The organism is Streptomyces sp. NPDC020362 (assembly GCF_040642095.1).
Classification (GTDB): domain Bacteria; phylum Actinomycetota; class Actinomycetes; order Streptomycetales; family Streptomycetaceae; genus Streptomyces.
In genome coordinates, this window is the sequence record NZ_JBFAET010000002.1 from 40,298 (window position 1) to 61,946 (window position 21,649).

General features: G+C 71.6%; 22 protein-coding genes. 9 read left to right on the forward strand and 13 right to left on the reverse strand.

Translation table 11 applies throughout. The features are described from left to right. Positions 1–4: 4 nt before the first annotated feature. Positions 5–637 carry a TetR family transcriptional regulator gene (locus AB0H32_RS01415; protein ID WP_361112365.1) on the reverse strand — a complete coding sequence of 211 codons (633 nt, stop codon included), beginning with the start codon at positions 635–637 and terminating at the stop codon, positions 5–7. Between the two features lie 220 nt (positions 638–857). On the opposite strand from AB0H32_RS01415, the gene AB0H32_RS01420 reads away from it, so the two are divergent. Genes AB0H32_RS01420 through AB0H32_RS01435 form a run of 4 tightly spaced genes read left to right on the forward strand, consistent with a single transcriptional unit; the run spans position 858 to position 5,009 of the window. Then, entirely contained in the window at positions 858–2,234 is a 1,377-nt protein-coding gene (locus tag AB0H32_RS01420) for a glycosyltransferase family 4 protein (protein ID WP_361112368.1), read from the forward strand. After that, positions 2,228–2,980, forward strand: coding sequence for a class I SAM-dependent methyltransferase (locus AB0H32_RS01425; RefSeq protein ID WP_361112371.1), 753 nt, complete (start codon positions 2,228–2,230; stop codon positions 2,978–2,980). The genes AB0H32_RS01420 and AB0H32_RS01425 overlap by 7 nt, the downstream gene beginning before the upstream one ends. Beyond that, positions 2,977–4,059, forward strand: coding sequence for a prenyltransferase (locus tag AB0H32_RS01430; RefSeq protein ID WP_361112374.1), 1,083 nt, complete (start codon positions 2,977–2,979; stop codon positions 4,057–4,059). Before AB0H32_RS01425 ends, AB0H32_RS01430 begins: the two co-directional genes overlap by 4 nt. A 59-nt stretch (positions 4,060–4,118) precedes the next feature. Then, on the forward strand, positions 4,119–5,009 hold the full coding sequence (locus AB0H32_RS01435; protein ID WP_361112377.1) for a DUF2690 domain-containing protein: 891 nt from the start codon (positions 4,119–4,121) through the stop codon (positions 5,007–5,009). A 1-nt stretch (position 5,010) separates the two neighbouring features. Here the strand turns inward: AB0H32_RS01435 and AB0H32_RS01440 are convergent, their stop codons facing one another. The 3 genes from AB0H32_RS01440 to AB0H32_RS01450 all read right to left on the reverse strand — a co-directional run bounded on the left by AB0H32_RS01440 (position 5,011) and on the right by AB0H32_RS01450 (position 7,373). Continuing rightward, on the reverse strand, positions 5,011–5,892 hold the full coding sequence (locus tag AB0H32_RS01440; protein WP_361112380.1) for a hypothetical protein: 882 nt from the start codon (positions 5,890–5,892) through the stop codon (positions 5,011–5,013). A gap of 81 nt (positions 5,893–5,973) precedes the next feature. Further along, the gene (locus AB0H32_RS01445; protein WP_361112383.1) at positions 5,974–6,369 is read right to left on the reverse strand and encodes a hypothetical protein; all 396 of its coding nucleotides are present in this window, start codon (positions 6,367–6,369) and stop codon (positions 5,974–5,976) included. Between the two features lie 149 nt (positions 6,370–6,518). Beyond that, complete coding sequence (locus tag AB0H32_RS01450) at positions 6,519–7,373, reverse strand: helix-turn-helix domain-containing protein (RefSeq protein ID WP_361112386.1); 855 nt, start codon at positions 7,371–7,373, stop codon at positions 6,519–6,521. Positions 7,374–7,763: 390 nt separating this feature from the next. Here AB0H32_RS01450 and AB0H32_RS01455 point away from each other — a divergent pair, with 390 nt between their 5' ends. Beyond that, the gene (locus AB0H32_RS01455) at positions 7,764–8,330 is read left to right on the forward strand and encodes a hypothetical protein (protein WP_361112389.1); all 567 of its coding nucleotides are present in this window, start codon (positions 7,764–7,766) and stop codon (positions 8,328–8,330) included. Here the strand turns inward: AB0H32_RS01455 and AB0H32_RS01460 are convergent. From AB0H32_RS01460 to AB0H32_RS01495, 8 genes are all read right to left on the reverse strand, one after another. Beyond that, on the reverse strand, positions 8,327–9,337 hold the full coding sequence (locus AB0H32_RS01460) for an LLM class F420-dependent oxidoreductase (RefSeq protein WP_361112392.1): 1,011 nt from the start codon (positions 9,335–9,337) through the stop codon (positions 8,327–8,329). The two genes, AB0H32_RS01455 and AB0H32_RS01460, sit on opposite strands and share 4 nt — an antisense overlap. Before the next feature lie 104 nt (positions 9,338–9,441). After that, a complete protein-coding gene (locus AB0H32_RS01465; protein ID WP_361112396.1) occupies positions 9,442–10,293 on the reverse strand; it encodes a hypothetical protein in 852 nt (283 codons plus the stop codon). 83 nt (positions 10,294–10,376) lie between these two features. After that, the gene (locus AB0H32_RS01470; protein ID WP_361112399.1) at positions 10,377–11,330 is read right to left on the reverse strand and encodes an N-acetylmuramoyl-L-alanine amidase; all 954 of its coding nucleotides are present in this window, start codon (positions 11,328–11,330) and stop codon (positions 10,377–10,379) included. 10 nt (positions 11,331–11,340) lie between these two features. Beyond that, positions 11,341–12,003 (reverse strand): class I SAM-dependent methyltransferase, encoded by a 663-nt coding sequence (locus AB0H32_RS01475; RefSeq protein ID WP_361112403.1) that lies wholly within the window; start codon positions 12,001–12,003, stop codon positions 11,341–11,343. A 109-nt stretch (positions 12,004–12,112) separates the two neighbouring features. Beyond that, on the reverse strand, positions 12,113–13,267 hold the full coding sequence (locus tag AB0H32_RS01480; RefSeq protein ID WP_361112406.1) for a sialidase family protein: 1,155 nt from the start codon (positions 13,265–13,267) through the stop codon (positions 12,113–12,115). Beyond that, positions 13,255–13,809 (reverse strand): RICIN domain-containing protein, encoded by a 555-nt coding sequence (locus AB0H32_RS01485; RefSeq protein ID WP_361112409.1) that lies wholly within the window; start codon positions 13,807–13,809, stop codon positions 13,255–13,257. The genes AB0H32_RS01480 and AB0H32_RS01485 overlap by 13 nt, the downstream gene beginning before the upstream one ends. Continuing rightward, complete coding sequence (locus AB0H32_RS01490) at positions 13,806–14,306, reverse strand: RICIN domain-containing protein (protein ID WP_361112412.1); 501 nt, start codon at positions 14,304–14,306, stop codon at positions 13,806–13,808. The genes AB0H32_RS01485 and AB0H32_RS01490 overlap by 4 nt, the downstream gene beginning before the upstream one ends. A gap of 258 nt (positions 14,307–14,564) precedes the next feature. Beyond that, positions 14,565–16,316: an MFS transporter gene (locus tag AB0H32_RS01495; RefSeq protein WP_361112415.1), complete on the reverse strand. Its 1,752-nt coding sequence runs from the start codon at positions 16,314–16,316 to the stop codon at positions 14,565–14,567. 163 nt (positions 16,317–16,479) lie between these two features. On the opposite strand from AB0H32_RS01495, the gene AB0H32_RS01500 reads away from it, so the two are divergent. From AB0H32_RS01500 to AB0H32_RS01515, 4 genes are all read left to right on the forward strand, one after another. Then, positions 16,480–17,691: a beta-ketoacyl synthase N-terminal-like domain-containing protein gene (locus AB0H32_RS01500; protein ID WP_361112418.1), complete on the forward strand. Its 1,212-nt coding sequence runs from the start codon at positions 16,480–16,482 to the stop codon at positions 17,689–17,691. Positions 17,692–17,858: 167 nt separating this feature from the next. Beyond that, positions 17,859–19,307: an MFS transporter gene (locus AB0H32_RS01505; RefSeq protein ID WP_361112421.1), complete on the forward strand. Its 1,449-nt coding sequence runs from the start codon at positions 17,859–17,861 to the stop codon at positions 19,305–19,307. A 51-nt stretch (positions 19,308–19,358) separates the two neighbouring features. After that, positions 19,359–19,898 carry a SigE family RNA polymerase sigma factor gene (locus AB0H32_RS01510; RefSeq protein ID WP_361112424.1) on the forward strand — a complete coding sequence of 180 codons (540 nt, stop codon included), beginning with the start codon at positions 19,359–19,361 and terminating at the stop codon, positions 19,896–19,898. Between the two features lie 26 nt (positions 19,899–19,924). Further along, a complete protein-coding gene (locus tag AB0H32_RS01515) occupies positions 19,925–20,719 on the forward strand; it encodes a hypothetical protein (protein WP_361112427.1) in 795 nt (264 codons plus the stop codon). Positions 20,720–20,827: 108 nt separating this feature from the next. Here AB0H32_RS01515 and AB0H32_RS01520 read toward each other — a convergent pair whose 3' ends face one another. Continuing rightward, the gene (locus tag AB0H32_RS01520; protein ID WP_361112430.1) at positions 20,828–21,439 is read right to left on the reverse strand and encodes a response regulator transcription factor; all 612 of its coding nucleotides are present in this window, start codon (positions 21,437–21,439) and stop codon (positions 20,828–20,830) included. Between the last annotated feature and the right edge of the window lie 210 nt (positions 21,440–21,649).

A 21,649-nucleotide genomic window follows, 5' to 3' on the forward strand; every position in this document is an offset into this window, starting at 1 on the left:
CGGGTCAGCGGGACGCCTCCGGCTCCGTCAGGTCGATCAGGCGGCACACCGTCTCGATGTCGATCTTGACCTGGGCGATGGAGGCACGGCCCGAGAGCCAGGTGATCAGGGCCGAGTGCCAGGTGTGCTCGATCACCCGGACGGCCGAGAGCTGTTCGGGGGTGGGGTGCTCCAGCCCCATCGCGTCCAGGATGATCACCGTGGTCTGCCGGGAGACCTGGTCGACCTCGGGGGAGACGCTGCGGTCGGCGAACGTGAGCGCGCGGACCATGGCGTCGGCCAGATGCGGCTCGCGCTGCAGCGCGCGGAAGGCCCGCATCAGGGTCTCCGCGACCCGTTCGGCGGCCGTGTCGCCCGCGGGCGGCTTCTTGCGCAGAGTGCCGTGCATGTGCTCCAGCTGGTCCTGCATGGTGGCGACCAGCAGATGCACCTTGGACGGGAAGTAGCGGTACAGCGTGCCGAGGGCCACCTGCGAGGACTCGGCGACCTCACGCATCTGCACGGCGTCGAAACCGCCGCGGCTGGCCAGCTGTGCGCTCGCGTGCAGGATCCGGCGTCGGCGGGCCTCCTGCCGCTCGGTCAGCGGCGGCGACGAGGGCCGGACGCTGTGCGCTTCCACCTTGGATTCCGCAGGCATGGGTCCCGTTCCGTGACAGTCGGTGAGGGCGTCTGTAGGGCTTGTGATCATCCTGCACGGCGGGGGTCAGCGTGGTGGCGTGAATCACCTGATCCACTGCTCACAGCGTCCCTACCTGCCGGTAGATTCAGAGCCTCTTGAACGATCAAGTCTGAAACTTGTTCTAGATTAGCGTCCCGTCGTAGTCTCGCGGGACAGTGCAGCCAGAAGGGGGCCCAGAGTGACCGCTGAGGCCAGTCAGGCGGGTCCCCGACCGGACCTCGCAGCCGACGGCGAGCGACCCCTGCACATTGCGCTTCTCACCTATAAAGGGAACCCGTTCTGCGGCGGCCAGGGCGTGTACGTGCGCCACCTCTCGCGCGAGCTGACCCGCCTCGGCCATCGGGTGGAGGTCATCGGCTCGCAGCCGTACCCCGTCCTGGACGAGGGGTACGAGGGGCTGACCCTGACCGAGCTGCCCAGCCTCGACCTCTACCGCCAGCCCGACCCCTTCCGCACCCCCGGGCGGGACGAGTACCGGGACTGGGTCGACGCCCTCGAGGTCGCCACCATGTGGACCGGCGGCTTCCCCGAGCCGCTGACGTTCTCCCTGCGCGCCCGCCGTCATCTGCGAGCCCGCCGCGGTGAGTTCGACGTCGTCCACGACAACCAGACGCTCGGCTACGGCCTGCTCGGCGACATCGGCGCCCCCCTGGTCACCACGATCCACCACCCCATCACCGTCGACCGGCAGCTGGAGCTGGACGCCGCCGAGGGCTGGCAGCGCCGCTTCTCGGTGCGCCGCTGGTACGCCTTCACCCGGATGCAGAAGCGCGTCGCCCGCCGCCTGCCCTCGGTGCTCACCGTCTCCGGCACCTCCCGGCAGGAGATCGTGGACCACCTCGGCGTCCGCGACGACCGCATCCACGTGGTCCACATCGGCGCCGACACCGACCTGTTCGCGCCGAATCCGGCCGTGGCCGAGGTGCCCGGCCGGATCGTCACCACCTCCAGCGCGGACGTGCCCCTCAAGGGACTGGTCTTCCTCGTCGAGGCCCTCGCGAAGGTGCGCACCGAGCACCCGGCCGCCCACCTCGTCGTCGTCGGCAAACGACCCACGGAGGGCCCGGTGGCCCAGGCGATCGAGCGCTACGGCCTCGAAGGCGCCGTCGAGTTCGTCAAGGGCATCTCCGACGCCGAGCTGGTCGACCTGATCCGTTCGGCCGAGGTCGCCTGCGTGCCCTCGCTCTACGAGGGTTTCTCGCTGCCCGCCGCCGAGGCCATGGCCACCGGCACCCCGCTGGTCGCCACCACCGGCGGTGCCATCCCCGAGGTCGCGGGACGCGACGGAGAGACCTGCCTGGCCGTACCGCCGGGCGACGCGGGGGCGCTGGCCGCCGGCCTCGGCCGGCTGCTCGGCGACGCGGAACTGCGCACCAGGCTCGGCCGCGCAGGCCGTGAGCGGGTCCTGCGGCACTTCACCTGGGCCCGGGCGGCCGAGGGCACGGTGGCCCGCTACCGCGAGGCGATCGGCTCCGCGCCGGCCCAGAACCCCGGCCGCCCGGCGGCCTCAGCGACCGTTGCAGGCATCTCTTCCGAAAGCAGGGCCACGTGCTGACCGTCGACTTCTCCCGGTTCCCGCTCGCCCCCGGCGATCGTGTCCTGGATCTCGGCTGCGGGGCCGGCCGGCACGCCTTCGAGTGCTACCGACGGGGTGCGCAGGTCGTGGCCCTCGACCAGAACGCCGAGGAGATCCGCGAGGTCGCCAAGTGGTTCGCGGCGATGAAGGAGGCCGGCGAGGCGCCCGAGGGAGCGACCGCGACCGCGATGGAGGGCGACGCCCTCGCGCTGCCCTTCCCGGACGAGTCCTTCGACGTCGTCATCATCTCCGAGGTGATGGAGCACATCCCCGACGACAAGGGCGTGCTCGCCGAGATGGTGCGCGTGCTCAGGCCCGGCGGCCGGATCGCCGTCACCGTGCCGCGCTACGGCCCCGAGAAGGTCTGCTGGGCGCTGTCCGACGCCTACCACGAGGTCGAGGGCGGCCACATCCGCATCTACAGGGCCGACGAACTGCTGGCCAAGGTCCGTGAGGCGGGCCTGAAGCCGTACGGCAGCCACCACGCCCACGCCCTGCACTCCCCGTACTGGTGGCTCAAGTGCGCCTTCGGCGTGGACAACGACAAGGCGCTGCCGGTGCGCGCGTACCACAAGCTGCTGGTCTGGGACATCATGAAGAAGCCGCTGGCCACCCGGATCGCCGAGCAGGCGCTGAACCCGGTCATCGGCAAGAGCTTCGTCCTCTACGCGACCAAGCCCCATCTGCCCCGGCTCGCCGAGACGGACGGGGCGGCCGCCAAGTGACGACGCCCCGGACAGAACACCTCGTCCTGCCCGGGGTCCTCACCGCCGGGCAGGCTGCCGCGACCGTGCGCGGCATCCTCGCCGTGCAGCGGGAGGACGGCGCGATCCCGTGGTTCCGCGGACACCACCTCGACCCGTGGGACCACACCGAGGCCGCGATGGCCCTGGACGCGGCCGGCGAGCACGAGGCCGCCGAGCGGGCCTACCTGTGGCTCGCCACCCATCAGCACGAGGACGGCTCCTGGTACGCGGCCTACGCCGACGGAGCCCACAACGACGTCACCGACCGCGCCCGCGAGTCGAACTTCGTCGCCTACATAGCCGTCGGAGTGTGGCACCACTACCTGTCCACCGGCGACGACACGTTCCTGGACCGCATGTGGCCGTGCGTCTACGCGGCCGTCGAATGGGTGCTGCGGCTGCAGCAGCCCGGCGGCCAGATCGGCTGGCGGCGTGAGGACGACGGCACGCCCACCACGGACGCCCTGCTCACCGGCAGCTCCTCGATCCACCACGCCCTGCGCTGTGCGCTCGCCATCGCCGAGCAGCGTGAAGAGCCGCAGCCGGACTGGGAGTTGGCGGTGGGCGCGCTGCGCCACGCGATCCGCCGGCACCCCGAGCGCTTCCTCGACAAGGACCGCTACTCGATGGACTGGTACTACCCGGTCCTCGGCGGCGCGTTGACCGGCGCGGAGGCCAAGTCCCGTATCGAGGCGGACTGGGACCGCTTCGTCGTGCCCGGTCTGGGCGTGCGCTGCGTGGTGCCCAACCCGTGGGTGACCGGCGGCGAGTCCAGCGAACTGGCCCTCGCCCTGTGGGCGATGGGCGAGTCCGATCGCGCGCTGGAGATCCTCCAGTCCATCCAGCACCTGCGCGATCAGGAGACCGGCCTGTACTGGACGGGCTACGTCTTCGACGACGACACGATCTGGCCCCACGAACTCACCACCTGGACGGCCGGATCCCTCCTGCTGGCCGTCGCCGCGCTCGGCGGTCACGACGCCACCTGCGCGGTCTTCGGCGGGGAGCACCTGCCGCCCGGCCTCGACCCGGACTGCTGCCAGGCCCGAGACGCTTAGGATGAGCGCGCCCATGACTGGCATGGGCATGAATTCAAGGGTGCGGAGAGCGGAACCGAGTGGACCGTGCGACTGGGTCGAGCAGTGATTCCGATACGCCTGCCAGACGGCTGGCGAACGAACTGCTCGGACTGAAGAACAAATCCGGACTGAGCTTCGCCCGGCTCAGTGAAAGGACCCACTACGCGAAGTCGTCGTGGGAACGGTGGGTGAACGGGAAGCAGTTCCCGCCCCGGGCGGCCGTCGAGAGCCTGGCCAGGCTCTGCGCGGCGGATCCGGAGCCGTACCTGGCTCTGTGGGACCGCGCGGACGAAGAACGGGCCGAACGGCCGGCGGAGAGCCCGCCGGCCGGGGAGGACGAGGCCCCGCGCCCCGCCGAGGCCCCGCACCCCGCCGAGACGGCGGCGGAAGAGGAGGAGAGCCCGCGGCAGCCCGCTGTACGGCGTCACCGCGTCCTGGCGTGGTCGGCAGTGATGGCGGCACTGGCCCTGGGGGCCGCCGCCGCCGCGATGTACGCCACCGGGTCCTTCGGACAGGCCGCGCAGGCCTCGCCCAAGGCGGTACGGACCGCCGGTCCCGCGACCGGATGCGCGGGTAAAGCCTGCGAGGGCCGGGACCCGAAGAAGATGAACTGCGGCGCCGACGCGGTCACCGTACGCACCGGGTCCATCCCCGAGGACCTCGTCATCGAGCTGCGCTACAGCCCGGCCTGCAAGGCGGCGTGGGGTCGTATCTCCTTCGCCGAGGTGGGGGCGACCGTCGTGGTCAACAACTCCGACGGGGCGGCGGCCGCCAACGTCGTGCACTACGACCGCGACGTGTACACACCGCTGATCGCCGCCCCGGCGGACGGCTCGGTCTGGGTGTGTGCGGCGCTGCCCGAGAAGCGGCACAAGGACGGCGCGCACAGCTGCACGGGGCGCTTCATCCCGAGCCAGGAGGAGAAGTGACTCACAGCCGGGGCACCGAGAAGCGGATCCCGTAGCGCTTCTCCACCTTGTGGATCTCGCCCGGAAGTTCCGCGCGCACCTCGGCGATCTCGCGGGTGTGCTCCGCGCGGAACGTCCGGGCGAGCTCCTTGCGCAACGGCTGCCGGGCGGACTCCACCGGCTTCATGCAGGTCGCGTACACGACCGCCAGGCCGCGCGCGCCGGCGGCGTCGGAAGCCTGCAGACGGCGGTCGACGAGCTGGAAGAAGGCGCCCTCGTCCCCGGCGTTCACCTCGTGGTCGCCGAGACACCGCGCGAACGCGCGCTGGGCGCCTCGCACTTCGGGTTCCAGGTCGAGCGAGGCCAACCGCGTGAACCACTCGGACTGCAGGGGGGCGTAGATCTGCTGAAGGCCACGGGCGACGGCCCCGGCCCGCGCCGCGCACTGCCGCAACTCCGCCCCGGTGGCGGCCGCATGGCCGGACGGGCTCCGGCCGGCCGGCGGCGCACCGGGAACCAGGGTCCCGCCCCCGAAACCATGGGCCCTGAGGAAGCTCAGGTCGGGCAGCATGGAGTAGCGGGTGAAGGCGGGCGGTGGCCCGTCGGGCACGGTCCCACCGTGCTGCCGTGCACAGTCGGACATCACCCAGGCGGCAGCCAGCTTCCCGAAGGCGGCCAGGCCCTGCGTCGTACGGGACTGCTCACCGGTCGTCGGCAGCACCATCGAGACCGGATCCGCCGGCACGCCGTAGGTCACGGACGCCGGGCGGGGCGACGGCACCGGATCGGACGCCGCCCTGGCCGGAGGGCCGGAACACCCGCTCAGGGCCGGTGACATGACGAGGCACGCCAGGACGATGCCCAGGCCGCGCAGGCCACGTGTGCTTCGAGCGATGCGAGGCATGGCTCGCGGTACCTCCGGGAGGATGCGGGACAGGGGAACGCCCGTGGGCGCCGTCGCGGTGGGCGCCGGCGCCCACCGCCATCAGTGCGTGATGACGACGGTGTCGCCGCTGTCGAACAGGCTGGTGACACCGAACGCCCGGCCGCTGGTCAGGTCGGAGACCAGGACGATCCGGCCGGCGGCGTACGAGCCGTCCGGGACCTGGATCCACCCGGCGGAACCCGCGGTCCAGTTGCCGGAGGAGTTCTTGTACCAGCCCTCGTAGTAGTCACGGCCCTGGCCGGAAGTGTCGTGGGCGTAGGTGAGGTTCAGGTCGCGGCAGCCGCTGGCCGCCTTGTACGCCACCGTGGCGGGCTGGGTCAGACCGGTGGTGAGCGTGCTGGAGACACAACCGGAGGCGGAGGCCGCGGGAGCGGTGGCGATCAGCGACGCGGCGACGACACCGGCGGCCGCGAGCGCGGTCAGGGTCTTCTTCATCAGGTCTCCCACAGAGATAGGTCAACGATCGGCCGGACGGGCCGTGCGTATCGAAGGCTGACACCCGGCCCGCGACGGCGTATTGGACGAAAACGAGCGGTGATGAACTCCGCCGTCCGCCGGGCCGCACGGTCCCGGGGCGAGCGCGTTCAGCCGGCGAGCCAGAAACTGGACTGCGATCTGTCGGCGAGAAAGCGGCCGGGCGGCATGCCGGTCATCGCTCTGAACTCGCGGTTCAGATGCGACTGGTCGTACAGACCGCACTCGAGCGCGGTGTCGGCCGCTCTGCGGCCCGTGGACAGCATCCACATCGCGCGGTTCAGGCGGAGCACGCGGGCGAGCTTCTTGGGGGTGAGTCCGATCTGCTCCCGGAAGCGGGTCTCAAGGTGGCGCAGGCTCCAGCCGGTTCGCGCCGCCACCTCGCCCATGGCGACGGCGCCCGCGGTGCGGGTGAGGATCTCCCAGGCCTGCAGCACGACCGGGGAGGGTTCGCGGGCCGGGGCGGCATCGAACGTCCAGTCCAGCAGGGCCCGGTCGAGTCGTGCGAAGCGCTCCTGCCAGCACGGCGCCGCCTCCAGCATCTCGCCGAGACCGCGAAAACGCCGCCCCAGCACCTCGGCGGGATCCGCCACGCCGTCCGCCAGCTCGCCCAGCGTGGTGCCGGCGAGCAGGCGATGAGCGGCCCACGGGGCGAGCGTCACCTCGACTCCCTGCAGTTCGCCGTGGTGACCGAGCACCCTGGCGCCGGTGTGCAGGCCCGAGATGACCGAGGTGTGCCGGAAACCGGAGGTGCCCGAACGCCCGCCCACATGGCGGCCGACATGCGTCTCCCCGTGGAAGCCGATCAGCAGGGACACCGTCCCCCGCGGCACCACGAGCCGTTCCCGTGCCGGACCACCGGCCAGCCGAAACCCCCGATAACCGATGACTCCCGGCCGCAGCCGGGAATCGGGTTGTGCGTAGAACCTGTCGCAGTTGCCCTGCGGGCACACTCGACGTCTCACCGTGCGTCTCCCCTTGGGCCCGGGACCGTCCCGAGACCTGTCACCACTGTGGAACCGGCCGCCGAGGCGCACCACACACCTCGGCGTCCCAGGGACATCGAGGGATGTCCCACAGCCCTGACCTGCAAGAACGTGATCCCGGTGATCGGTGCGGGGACGCCCCGGCCGGTCTGCGGCCGTGCGGGGGAATCGAGACGTCGGCGACGACGCGCGCCCGGGCCCCGTCGAAGGAGAACGCGCCGGAACCCGGACTGCCGCACCCCGGGGCACGAAACCCGGGCCCGGTCAACCCGGGACGCCACAGCCGTCCCGAGTGGCGCACAGCGGCCGTTCGGGTGACGCTGGCCGGAGGTGAAATCCGCTCGGGGAGACACATGTCCGGAGGACCCCGTGCCCATACCGATACGGCGCCTCTGTGTGGCGCTCACCCTGTGCTGCGCCCTGGTGGCCGGCTCCACCGCCTGCGGCAGCAGCGAGAAGACCACCACGAAGGACACCGCGGCAGTGGCCATCGTCAACGCGGCCGAGCCCAGCCCGACCACGTCCGCCGAGCGCCAGAAGTTCGCCAAGACCCGCTTCGTCGCGAACGCGGCCCTCGCGGCCGGCGCCACCTACCAGTGGATCGTGAAGCCCTGGAAGGCGGGCAAGTTCAAGAAGGGCGCCCACGGCCGCAAGCTGGCCCTGGTGAAGGCAGGTCTCGCCGGCGCCTTCACCTACAACCGGCTCAAGGCGGCCCAGCGCAACGCCCAGGGCGACCCCACGCTCGCCAAGGCCCTCGCCCCGCTGACCGCCGGTATCGCAGCGCTCAAGGACCTGCCGTCCAAGCTGCGCAGCGGTGACACGGACGCGGCAGGCGCCTTCGACGACATCATCAACAAGGTCAAGGACGCCGGGAGCAGCGCCGGCGCGCCGGTCAAGGACAAGGTGCCGTCCGCCTCACAGCTGACCGGTGGCTAGGAGTTCAGCTCCGCCAGAACCCGGAGGGTGCGCGGGTCCGGTGACAGGGCCAGCAGGTCGGTCACCGGACCCCCTCGCCACAACTCCAGCCGCTCAGCGATGCGTTCGCGGGGGCCGACCAGAGAGATCTCGTCGGCGAAGGCGTCCGGCACCGCCAGCACGGCCTCCTCGCGCCGCCCGGCCAGGAACAACTCCTGGATACGCCGGGCCTCTTCCTCATAGCCCATGCGGGCCATCAGGTCGGCGTGGAAGTTGCGGGCCGCGTGCCCCATCCCGCCGATGTAGAAGCCGAGCATGGCCTTGACGGGGAGAAGCCCCTCGGCGACGTCGTCGCACACCGTCACCCGCGCCATCGGGGCCACCACGAACCCCTCGGGCAGCTCCTGTACCGCGTCCCCGTACACCTCCGGCCGGCTCGGCGCCCAGTACAACGGCAGCCAGCCGTCGGCGATCCGCGCCGTCTGGGCCACGTTCTTGGGGCCCTCCGCACCCAGCAGGACGGGCAGGTCGCGGCGCAGGGGATGGGTGATCGGCTTCAGCGCCTTGCCGAGCCCCGTGCCGTCCGCGCCCCGGTAGGGCAGCGGATGGAAGCGCCCGTCCGACTCCACCGGCCCCTGTCTCCGCAGCACCTGCCGTACGACGTCCACGTACTCCCGGGTCGCGGTCAGCGGCGACTTCGGGAACGGGCGGCCGTACCAGCCCTCCACCACCTGCGGCCCGGAGAGACCCAGCCCGAGCAGCATGCGCCCGCCGGAGAGGTGGTCGAGGGTCAGCGCATGCATGGCGGTCGTGGTCGGCGAGCGGGCGGCCATCTGGGCAACTGCCGTGCCCAGAGCGATCGTTGACGTCTGAGCGGCGATCCAGGTCAGCGGGGTGAAGGCGTCCGAGCCCCAGGACTCGGCCGTCCACACGGAGGTGTACCCGAGCCGCTCCGCCTCCTGGGCCAGCTCCACGTGGCCGGCGCCCGGACCGCGCCCCCAGTAGCCGAGTGCCAGACCGAGCCGCATGCCTGCCTCCTGACGGACCGTCAGTTCACATCGGGAGGCGACTGTACGGCAACGGCCCCCCGCCCGGAAGGGCGAGGGGCCGTGTGCGACGGTACCGGTGCGGCTCAGCCGCGCTGGATCCCGGAGGTGTCCTGGAGCACACCGCGGCGGCCGTCCTGGGTCTGCGCGATCAGCTGCGCGCCGCGCTGCTCGACCGCCAGGTACCAGGTGCCCGGCGCCAGTTCGGCGATCGGGGTCGGCGAGCCGTCCTCCGCGAACAGCGCGCGCGCCACCGGAACGGCGAACCAGAACGGCGAGAAGTCCGCGGCGGCCGGCTGCGGCGCCGGGGCGGCCGAGGCGCCCGGTGCACCCTGTGCACCCGGAGCACCCTGCGGGCCCGGCTGCCCGAACGGCTGGCCCGGCTGCGGCTGCGCACCGTAGGGCTGCTGCGGCTGGGCGCCCGGGTAGCCGTAACCACCGGGCGGCTGGGCGCCGTAGGGCTGCGGCGCGGCCGGCTTGGCAGCCGGGACCAGGGCGGCCTGCAGGGCGGGGACCAGGGGGGTGGCGACCGCTGCGGCGGCCATCACCAGGGTGGCGATGAGCGCGAGGACCAGGCCGGTGCCGGCGCTCGGCCCCTTGCCGATGTTGCCGAAGTTGTTCGCGCCGCCGGCCGGGTCGATGACGTTGCCGAGGGCGCTCCATGCGGCGAAGACGGTGAATGCGACGCCGAACTGACCGAGGTCCAGGCCCGCCACCTTGAGCGGCTTGTCCGTGGTGCGGGTGAAGACGAGGAGCCCCGCCCCGATGAGGCCCGCGAGGACGACGCTGAGCAGTACCGGTCCGCTGTCCCACAGGTTCGGGAGGTCGAGGCCGTCTGCCCCGTCGTACGAGTAGTTGTCGAGGAACGACGCGATGAACAGCAACACCGCTGCTCCGATCACCACGCCATCGCCTCTAGTGAGGGAGCGGATATTCACTTCAGGTCCTTCGTGAGTCGTCTCGTCGTCGGTAGACACTATCGTCCGCAAGATCCTGCTGTCCGGCCGGTTCCGCCCGCCGGTCACGACTCGCGCAGGAAACTCACGATTCCCTCAGAGATCCCTTGCGCGGCCTTCTGCCGCCAGGCGCCGCTGGTCAGCAGTGCCGCGTCCTTGCTATCCCGCATGTTGCCGCACTCGATGAAGACCTTGGGAACTGTTGACAGATTGAGACCACCCAGGTCCTGACGTGTGACGAGACCGGTGCCGTCGCCGACGTAGTTGGAGGGGGGCTCGCCGGTGACGCTCACGAACCGGCCCGCGATGCGCTCGCCCAGGTCGCGCGAAGGGCCGACGATGGGGCGGGTGTCGGCGGCGCCGGCGTGCACGGACGCCGGGAGGATGACGTGGAAGCCGCGGTTGCCCTGCGCCGACCCGTCGGCGTGGATGGAGATGGCCGCGTCCGCGTGCGCCGTGTTGCCGATCCGGGCCCGCTCGTCGACGCACGGGCCCCAGGGCGGGGAGTCGCCGTCGCGCGTCAGCTTCACCGTGGCGCCCTGCCGTTCCAGGATCGCGCGCAGCCGGTGGGCCACGTCCATCGTGAACCGGGCCTCGGTGTAGCCCGAGTTGGTGGACGTGCCGGTGGTGTCGCACTCCTTCTTGTTCGTGCCGATGTCCACCTGGCGGTTGATCTCGGCCGTGTGCTCGAAGTTGCCGGGGTTGTGGCCCGGGTCGATGACGACGACCTTGCCCTCGAGGGAGCCGGAGCCGGCGGGGGCGGAGCCGGTGGGCGTCGTGCTCGGCTTCTTGCCGTCGTCGGTGGCGGGCGCCGACCAGGGCTCGGCCGTGCTCGGCGAGGCGGAGGTCCGCGCGCCCGCGGTGTCCGAGCCGTCCGAGCCGCCGGATCCGCCCACCGTCTCGTACACCAGCCAGCCCAGCAGCGCGCCGGGCACGAGTGCGGCGAGCGCGACGGTCAGCGGCCCGCGCCGGGGGCGACGGGGCTGCGGCGGTTCGAAGTCAGGGCCTACGTACGACACGAGTGCGACTCTAACCGTGGGTCCTGATCCCCGCTTCCGTTCGCCGCAGGACGCGCAGCGACCCGGCCACCGAGATCTCCGTGAATGCGCCCGACTCCAGGGCCCTCAGGTAGACCCGGTACGGCGCCTGGCCGGTGAACTCGTCCTTCGGGTCCGGGAAGACGTCGTGGATGACGAGCAGGCCGCCTTCGGCCACATGGGGGGCCCAGCCCTCGTAGTCGGCGCTCGCGTGCTCGTCGGTGTGGCCGCCGTCGATGAAGACGAGGCCGAGGGGGGAGTTCCAGATCGCGGCGATCTGCGGGGAGCGGCCGACGAGTGCGACCACGTGGTCCTCCAGGCCCGCCCCGTGCAGGGTGCGGCGGAAGGTCGGCAGCGTGTCCATCAGGCCGATCTCGGGGTCCACGGTCTCCGGGTCGTGGTACTCCCAGCCCGGCTGCTGCTCCTCGCTGCCCCGGTGGTGGTCGACGGTGAGCGCGGTGACGCCGGCCTCGCGGGCGGCGTCGGCGAGCAGGACGGTGGACCGCCCGCAGTACGTGCCGACCTCCAGCAGGGGCAGCCCCAGCCGTCCGGCCTCCACGGCCGCCGCGTACAGGGCCAGTCCCTCGTCCGTGGGCATGAACCCCTTGGCGGTCTCGAACGCGGCCAGGATCTCGGGCTTGGGTGCCGCGGGCATGGGGGTCCTCTCGGTCGCATGTGCGGGTGGGCGCTCCATGCTGCCGTACCCCCTGCCGGGCGGGCGACAGGGGGTACGGACGGCGGGCACGGAGTGGTACGGCTGCGGACTAGCCGGTCGTGTCCGATATGTCGAGCTTCATCACCTTGATGTGCGAGGTGTCGAACTCCCAGGTGACGTAGAACTTGCCGGGCGCGTACTCGTCCGCCATGGCGTAGGTGTCCCAGCCCGCCCCCGTACCGGCCGGTGTCGGGTCCTCGTCGGCCGTGGCCCCGTCGGCGAGGAACCTGTCCGCGCTCCAGGCCTGACCGGGACGTCTGACCTTGTACTGGAGAACGTCGCGGTCGGCGGCGGTGTTGTAGATGTACAGGTACGTCCCGTTGCTGTCCTTGGTGAAGCAGCTCTTCACGTCGTGGCTCGGCAGGTTCGTGTCGAGCGTGAAGGGCGTCCAGGTCCTGCCGCCGTCGGAGCTGGTGGCGGTCGGGGCGGAGGCCGGTCCGCCGCTGCGGGCGACCATGACCAGCTTGTTCGGGTCGTCCTGCGAGACGGCGATCTGGGACTCGGCGCCCTGGTAGCCGCTCGGGTCCGGGACCATGGCGCCGGCGGTCCAGTTCTTCAGGTCCGTGGACCGCAGCACCCCGTTCTTCCGGCCCGAGGACCAGAACGGGATGACATGGGTGCCGTCGGCCAGCTGGAGCGGGCGCCCGGCCATGACGAGGTTCTTGATGCCCGACGGATTGGTCGCGGCGTCGTAGAACGGCATGGTGACGGGGTAGTCCTGCCAGGTGTGGCCCTCGTCGGTGCTGCGCTTGACGACGATGCCGTCGATCGGCAGGCCGTCGGTGTTGTCGTCGGTCGTGCCGGGTTCCTTGGCCGTGGTGCGGCCGAGGTAGGCGAAGAGCTGGTTGCCCGCCCGGTAGAGGATGACGTAGTGCCAGGAGTACGCGCTGGTCTCCTGGGCCAGCGTCCGGGGGCGGCTCCACGTCGCGCCGCCGTCGGTGGTGTACGCGTACCGGATGTAGCCGTGGTCCACCTTCCCCGGCAGGAAGCCCTCCCGCCAGGCCACCACCGCGTTGTTCGCGCCGGTGCTGATGACGGCGGGGGTGCGGGGGCCGTCGCCCTCCGTCGCGGTGTCCGTGTGGACGGTGTGTTCGCCGGAGGTGCCCTCGGCGGAGGCGGGGCGGGGCAGCAGGAGGCCGGCCAGGGCGACGGCCGGCGCGGTCAGGAGCACGAGCCCCGCTCGTGTGCGGGTCACCACAGCCATTGCTGGTCCTCGTTGGCGGAGCAGGTCCACTGGACGGCCTCCGTGCCGCCCGTCGTGCTGGTGTTGGGGATGGCCAGGCACAGGCTGCTGTTCAGGTTCTTCAGCCGGTCGAGGTCGTCGTGGACCCAGATCTGTTCCTTGCCGCTGCCGCAGGTCCACTGGATGGCCTTGGCGCCGCCCGCCAGGCTGCCGCTGCCGATGGCGAGGCACCTGTCACTGGCCTGGTTGCGCACGTGGTATCCGCCCGCCACCGGTTCGAGCGTCCAGTACTTGCTCTGGCTGGTGCTGCATGTCCACTGGATGAGCACGGTTCCGTTGGAGGTGTCGGAGTTGGGGTCGGCCAGGCACTTGCCGGTGCCCTGGTCGTAGAGCCGGGCCTGGACGGGGCTGCCGGCGGTCGCGCTGCTCTCGGCCGCGGCTGCCGTGCCGATCGGTCCGGTCGGCGAGGAGCCGGTAGGCAGGGGCGCGACCGCCAGGGCGAGGGCGGCCGTGGCGAGGGCGTTTCGCCGTCTGCGCGGCAGTGGGACACGGAGGGTTCTCAACTCTGCGCCCACCTCTGGTCGCTGTTCGTCGTGCAGGTCCACTGGACGATCCCGGTGCCGCTGGTCATGCTGCCGTTGGGCACCGCCAGGCAGCGGTCGCTGTGCACGTTGCGCAGGCGGCCGATGCTGTCGTAGATCCAGGTCTGCTCGCTGCCGCCGTTGCAGGTCCGCTGGATGGCCCGGGTGCCGTTGGCCGTGTCGGCGTCGGGCATGGCGAGGCACTTGTCGCTGTGGACGTTCCGGACGCGGACGCGGTCGCCGTTGTCGCCGCCGACGCCCTGCAGGATCCACTGCTGGTCCTTGTTGTGGTTGCACGTCCACTGGATGACGTCGGCCCCGTTGGCCGTGCTGGAGTCGGGGATCGCCATGCAGTGGTCGGTCTGCACGTTCTGGAGGTGGGACGTGATGATCGCGGCGTGGGCGGAGTCCGGGAGCGCTAGTGCGCACACGGCCGCGGCGGCGACCGCGGAGATACGCGTGAACTTGGTCATGCTCATGACAGAGAAAATCCCCCTGTGTCCGTTCGGCGTACGGTCCGGTGGCCGCGTGACCGGGAGACCGCCCCACACACCGCCCCGTTCCCAGCTCCCCCGCCGGACGACCTGGCCGGCAGCCGCTTCACCTCATGTGCACAAAGTGACGTCGCCCGGAACGAATGGTCAAGGAAGTGTGGCGGCGCGGCGAACCCTTCTCGTCCGGTTCCGGGCCCCGGATGCCGGGCGGACCCGGCGAAAAAGGTTCGCCGCGGCGGGAGTTCAGCGGGTCGGGACGGTTTCGCCCGGCAGTGCGAGGTCCAGCTCGACCGCCCGCTCGTCCCCGGCGTGGGTCGCGGACGAGGCGTGCGGGCCGTGTCCGGCGGCCCTGGCGGCCAGGACGTAGGCGCCCTGGGCCGGGACCGCGAGGGCGTAGCTGCCGTCCGCCTCGGAGAGGGTCGCGCCCGCCTGGCGGCCCCGGCGGTCGATCAGGGTGACCTTGGCGCGCGCGACGGGGGCGCCGCCGGCGTCCAGCACCCGGCCGCGGAAGCCCTGCAGGACCTCCTCGGCGTGCTCGATGCCGGCCTCCTCCTCGCTGCTCGCGCGCAACTGCGTGTGCTGCTGCGGGGCAGGGCGGGCCGCCTTCGGCAGGAACACCGCGAGCAGCAGGCCGACCGCGACGGCGGCAGTGGCGATCAGGAAGGAGACGCGGAAGCCGTGCATGGTCGGGATCGCGATCCCGCCCACGTTGTTCGCCGTGTTGGCCAGCACCATGCCGATGACGGCGCTGGAGACGGACGTGCCGATGGACCGCATCAGCGTGTTGAGGCCGTTGGCCGCGCCGGTCTCCGAGGCCGGGACCGCGCCGACGATCAGCGCGGGCAGCGAGGAGTAGGCGAGGCCGATGCCCGCGCCGAGGACGACCGAGGTGACGATGGTCTGCCAGGCCGCGTCCATCAGGCCGAGGCCGCCGCCGTAGCCGATGGCGATGATCAGCAGGCCGGTGATCAGGGTGACCTTGGGGCCGTAGCGGGCGGACAGGCGGGCGTAGACCGGTGCGGTGAACATCATCGTCAGGCCCAGCGGGGCCACGCACAGGCCCGCGACGACCATGGACTGGCCGAGGCCGTAGCCGGTCGCCTTCGGCAGCTGGAGCAGCTGGGGCAGGACCAGTGAGACGACGTAGAAGCTGACGCCGACCATGATCGAGGCGAGGTTGGTGAGCAGCACCTCGCGGCGGGCGGTGGTGCGCAGGTCGACCAGCGGTGCCTTCACGCGCAGCTCGAACAGGCCCCACAGGACGAGGACGACGGCGGACGCGGCGAACAGGCCGAGCGTCGTGCCGGAGGACCAGCCCCAGTCGCTGCCCTTGGTGATGGGCAGCAGGAGCAGCACCAGGCCGGTCGACAGGCCCAGCGCGCCGAGCAGGTCGAAGGAGCCCTCGGCGCGCATCGGGGACTCCGGCACGGCGAGGAGGGTCAGGACGATGGCGAGCGCGCCGAGGCCGGCGGCGCCGTAGAAGAGGGCGTGCCAGTTCGTGTGCTGCGCGACCAGGGCGGCGGCGGGCAGCGCGAGGCCGCCGCCCACGCCTATGGAGGAGCTCATCAGGGCCATGGCCGAGCCGAGCTTCTCGCGCGGCAGCATGTCCCGCATCAGGCCGATGCCGAGCGGGATCGCGCCCATGGCGAAGCCCTGGAGGATACGGCCCACGATCATGGTGAGCAACGCGCTGGTGAGCGCGCTGACCAGGGCGCCGGCCACCATCACGGCGAGGCTGAGGATCAGCATGCGCCGCTTGCCGTAGAGGTCGCCGAGCCGGCCCATGATCGGGGTGGCCACGGCTCCGGACAGGAGGGTCGAGGTGAGGACCCAGGTGGCATTGCTGGGGGCGGTGTCCAGTAGCTGAGGCAGGTCCTTGATGACCGGCACGAGCAGCGTCTGCATCACCGCGACGACGATGCCCGCGAAGGCGAGCACCGGGACCACTGCCGCGCCGGCCCTCCGGTCGGGCTGGTCGGTCGTCGTGTGGGTCATGGGGCAAAGGCCTTCCGCGCGAGATGAGTGCTGTCTCAACCTCGTATGCACAGGCAACTATTCCGTTGCTTCGGGCCTCTAATGAATTCTTGACCGGCCCATGGGTTTCTGAGCCACCGTCAGGGTCTGGTGTATTGATGGAACACGTTCTAATCTGCGCGCCATGAAGGCCTATGTCGCCGGGGTCGGGATGACCCGCTTCGAGAAGCCCGAGACCCGGGAATGGCATTACTGGGACATGGTGCGGGAGGCGGGTGGAGCGGCGCTCGCGGACGCCGGTCTCGCGTACACCGATGTGGAACAAGTTCCAGTCGGCTACTGCTTCCAGCCCTCGACCGCCGGCCAGCGAGCCGCCTACGAACTCGGCCTGACGGGCGTCCCCGTCTACAACGTCAACAACAACTGCGCGACCGGCGCGACCGCCCTGATGCTGGCCCGCCAGCTGGTCGAGGGCGGCGCCTGCGACTGCGTGCTGGCGCTCGGCTTCGAGAAGATGAAGAAGGGCGCGCTCGGCCCGGGCGCGGACGGGGGCGCCCGCGGCGGAGCCGCTGATGACTGGAGCTCGACCTCTCCGGTGGCGCGGCACTACGGGGTCATGGCCGCCCGGCACGGCTTCGAGATGACCCCGCCGACCGCGCAGATCTTCGGCGACGCGGCCCGCGAGCACATGGAGAGGTACGGCACCACCGAGGCCCAGCTCGCCGCCGTCGCCGCCAAGAACCACCGCCACTCGGCGCACAACCCCTACGCCCAGTTCCGGGACGTGTACGAGGTGGCCGACATCCTCGCCGCACGCACGGTGCACAGGCCGCTGACCAAGCTCCAGTGCTCGCCGACCTCGGACGGCGCCGCCGCGGCCGTGGTGGTCTCGCAGCGGTTCGCCGAGGAGCGCTCCCTGACCGGACTGGTCGAGATCGCCGGGCAGGCCATGACCACGGACACCGAGGAGTCCTTCGCGTCCGGCTCCTGCATCGACGTCGTCGGGCAGCCGATGTCCCGCGAGGCGGCCGGGCAGGCGTACGAGAGGTCCGGGCTCGGCATCGAGGACGTGGACGTCGTGGAGCTGCACGACTGCTTCTCCGTCAACGAACTGCTGACCTACGAGGCGCTCGGCATGTGCCCGGCCGGGGAGTCCGGCAAGCTCGTGGAGTCCGGGGCGACGACGTACGGCGGCCGCTGGGTGGTGAACCCGTCCGGCGGGCTGATCTCCAAGGGCCACCCGCTGGGTGCGACGGGCCTCGCCCAGGCCGCCGAACTGGTCTGGCAGCTGCGCGGCGAGGCGGGGGAGCGGCAGGTGGCCGGGGCCCGGGTGGGTCTCGCCCACAACATCGGTCTGGGCGGGGCCGCGGTGGTGACCCTGCTGAGGGCGGTGTAGTCCGGCCGTGGCGCTCGGTGCGGTCCAGGCGTAGCACGCGGTGCGGTCCAGGCGTAGCACGCGGTGCGGTCCAGGCGTAGCCCTCGGTGCCGTCCAGGCGTAGGACGTACGACCCAGGACCCGGTGGTCCGAAATGCCGATGCAAGGACCGTAACCGGGTTGAGAGCATGACACTCATGCTGGAAGCCGCCGACACCTCGCCCCTCATATCCCGCCGCGTCACCTCGCCCACCTGGCTCGTGGTGGCGCTGGCCTGCGCCGGACAGTTCCTGGTCGTGCTCGACGTGTCGGTGGTGAACGTCGCCCTGCCCTCGATGCGCACGGACCTCGGGCTGAGCGCATCGGGCCTGCAGTGGGTGGTGAACGCGTACGCCATCGCGTTCGCCGGGTTCATGCTGCTCGGCGGGCGGGCCGGGGACCTGTACGGGCGCAAGCGGATGTTCCTGGTCGGGCTCGGCCTGTTCACGCTGGCCTCGCTGGGCGGCGGGCTCGCCCAGGAGGGCTGGCAGCTGCTGCTCGCGCGGGCCGTTCAGGGGCTGGGCGCGGCGGTGCTGGCGCCCTCGACGCTGACGCTGCTGACGGCGGCTGTGCCCGAGGGCCCGGCCCGGGCGCGGGCGATCGCCACCTGGACGGCGGTGGGCGCGGGCGGCGGAGCCGCGGGCGGACTGGTCGGCGGGGCGCTGGTGGACACGCTGTCCTGGCGCTGGGTGCTGCTGATCAACGTGCCCGTGGGCGCGGTGGTGCTGGCCGGCTCGCTGAAGTGGCTGACGGAGAGCCGCGCGGGGGACGGGCGGCGGCTCGACCTGCCGGGCGCGCTGCTGGTGACGGCGGGTCTGGCGACGCTGGCCTACGGCATCTCGCAGACCGAGGCCGAGGGCTGGACCGCGGCGGCCACGCTGGTGCCGCTGGCCGCCGGACTCGCCCTGGTCGGTGCGTTCCTCGCCGTCGAGGCCCGCACCGCGGCCCCGCTGATGCCGCTCGGACTCTTCCGGCTGCGCTCGGTGGCGTCGGCGAACACGGCGATGTTCCTGAGCGGTTCGGCGATGTTCTGCATGTGGTTCTTCATGACGCTGTACGCGCAGAACGTGCTCGGCTACTCGCCGCTGGGCGCCGGACTCGCCCTGGTGCCCAGCTCCCTGGCGGTGGTCCTCGGCTCCAAGCTGGCGCCCCGCTACCTGCCGACGCTGGGCGCACGGAACGTGGCCGTGCTGGGGGCACTGGTGGCGGCCGCCGGGTTCGCGTGGCAGTCGACGATGAGCGCCCACGGCGCCTACCTGACCTCCATCATGGTCCCCGGGATCCTCATGATGCTGGGCGCCGGGCTCTCGGCGACGCCGCTGGCCGCGCTCGCCACCTCGGGGGCAACGCCCTCGGACGCCGGGCTGGTGTCCGGTCTGGTCAACACCTCGCGCACGATGGGCGGTTCGATCGGGCTCGCGGTCATGTCGACGATCGCCGCCGCGCGCACCGCCCGCACCGGCGACGGCGTCGGGGCCGAGGCCCTGACCGAGGGGTACGCGCTGGCGTTCCGGGCCGGGACCGGGGTGCTGCTGGGCGGGGCGGTGCTCATGCTGCTGTGGCTGCCGCGGAAGATTTCTCCGAGTTCCGCGCACTGAGGCAACGGTCCGGGCGGCCCGTGGACTCCTTTTGACATCAAGGAGGTGCCCATGGGGGATCGGAAGCAGGCTCGGGACGGGGAGTTCCAGAGCTTCATGATCGGCCGCTGGCCGCGGCTGATGCGCACGGCGTTTCTCCTCACGGGGGAGCAGCACGCCGCGGAGGACCTGGTCCAGTCGACGCTCGAACAGGTCTATGTGCACTGGCGCAAGGTCGGCTCCGCCGACGACCCGGAGGCGTACGTACGGCGCGTGATGATCAACGCGCATGCCCGCAGGCACAGAAGACGGCTCAAGGAGTTCCTGGCGCCGAAGGACGACTCGGGCCTGGTGCACGAGGTGCCCGAGACGGGCGACCGGATCGCGCAGGCCGACGACCGCAGCGCACTGCTCAAGGCGCTCGCCCAGCTGCCCGGGCGGCAGCGGGAGGCGGTGGTCCTGCGCTACTGGGAGGACCTGACGGAGACCCAGACCGCGGAGGCGATGGGCTGCTCGGTCGGCACGGTCAAGAGCAACGCGGCCAAGGGCATCGCGAAACTCCGTGCCCTGCCGGGGCTGGTGGAGATGGTGACGCAGGGAGGGCGGAAGTGATGGGCGCGGACCGGGAGATGCACGACATGACGCAGACGGACATCGCCTTCCTCCTCGCGGACGCCGCGGACGAGGTCGAGATCGGTACGGCCCCGGTGCAGGCGGTGCTGCGCGGCGGCCGGCGGCGCAGGGCCCGGCGGTGGGCGGTGGCGTCGGCCACGGCGCTGGTGGTGGCCGGGACGACGGGCGCCCTGGCGGTGACGGGGCTGCCGGGCGGCGGCCATGCGGACCGGCAGGCGAACGTGGCGAAGCCGCCCGCCTCGGCCGAGGAGCGGCATGTGTACGAGCCGCAGCGGACCGAGATTGCGAGGGGGACCTACCGGGGCAAAGGGTGGAACGTCACCGTCCAGGTGTGGGGAGCGCCGCGCAACAAGGCCGAGGCGGACCGGCAGTTCGACGCCATGGCCGAGCTGGGCATCAAGCCGGCGGAAGGCGACGAGCCCGCCGACCTGATCGGCATGACCTCCTTCTTCGCGGTCCGGGGCTGGGGCGAGATCGACCGGCCGCAGCAGGTGATGTTCAACTCGGTCGAGAAGTTCGAGCGGTTCTCCGGTACGGACATGGAGGCCGCCGCGACCCGGCTGGGAACCGGCGGTGAGAGCTCCGGCCGGCTGGTGATCGGCATCGTCGCCAAGACCGCCCGGCAGGTCACCTGCCGCTGGAAGGACGGCACGACGTCCGTGGCCGAGCCGGCCGAGGGCTTCTCCGCCCACGACACGGGATCGGCGATCCGCTCGGTGGACGGCTTCCGGGGGGCCAATTGGTTCACGTGCGTGGCACCGGAAGGGACGTCCTACGCGTCGGCGGAGGTGACGAAGTAGCACCTCGGGGAGGTGGCGAGGCAGCCCCCCGGGGAGGTGGCGAGGCAGCCCCCGGGGAGGTGGCGGGACAACTCCTCCGAGAGGTGACGAGGCAACCCTTCCGGGAGGTCACAGCCACCCCTGCTGCCGGGCCTCCCGCACTGCCTCCGCCCGGTTGCGCGTACCCGTCTTGCCGATGGCGGAGGACAGGTAGTTGCGGACCGTCGACTCGGACAGATGGAGCCGGGCGGCGACGTCCGCGACGGTCGCGCCGTCCGCCGACGCCTTCAGTACCTCGCACTCCCGGGCGGTCAGCGGATTCGGACCGGCGCTGAGCGCGGCCGCGGCCAGCGCCGGATCGACCACCGTCTCCCCGGTGAGCACCCGCCGGATCGCCGCGGCCAGCTCCTCCACCGGCCCGTCCTTGACGAGGAACCCGGCCGCTCCGGCCTCCATGGCCCGGCGCAGATAGCCGGGCCGCCCGAAGGTGGTCAGGATCAGCACCCGGCAGCCGGGCGCCTGTTCACGCAGTTCGGCCGCCGCGTCCAGGCCGCTGATGCCCGGGAGTTCGATGTCCAGCAGCGCCACGTCCGGCCGGTGCAGCAGCGCGGCCTGCAGGATCGCGTCGCCGGTCGAGACCTGGGCGACCACCTCGATGTCGTCCTCCATACCGAGCAGCAGGGCGAGGGCGCCGCGCATCATGCCCTGGTCCTCGGCGAGCAGGACTCGGATGTTCTTCACGGCCCAAGCGTAGCCAAGGACGGGCCCATTAAAGAGTCTTCATTGTTCGGGTCCGCGGGGTTGACGGCCGTCGGCGGTCCGCAAACAATCGCCTCTGAATTTCCCGTAATTGTTCGGTATTTCGACGTCGATTAGGTTCGGCATTTCGATCGAACGACGTTCGGTATATCGACCAATCCGGCCGACCCCCACACCCCCCTACGAGGAACC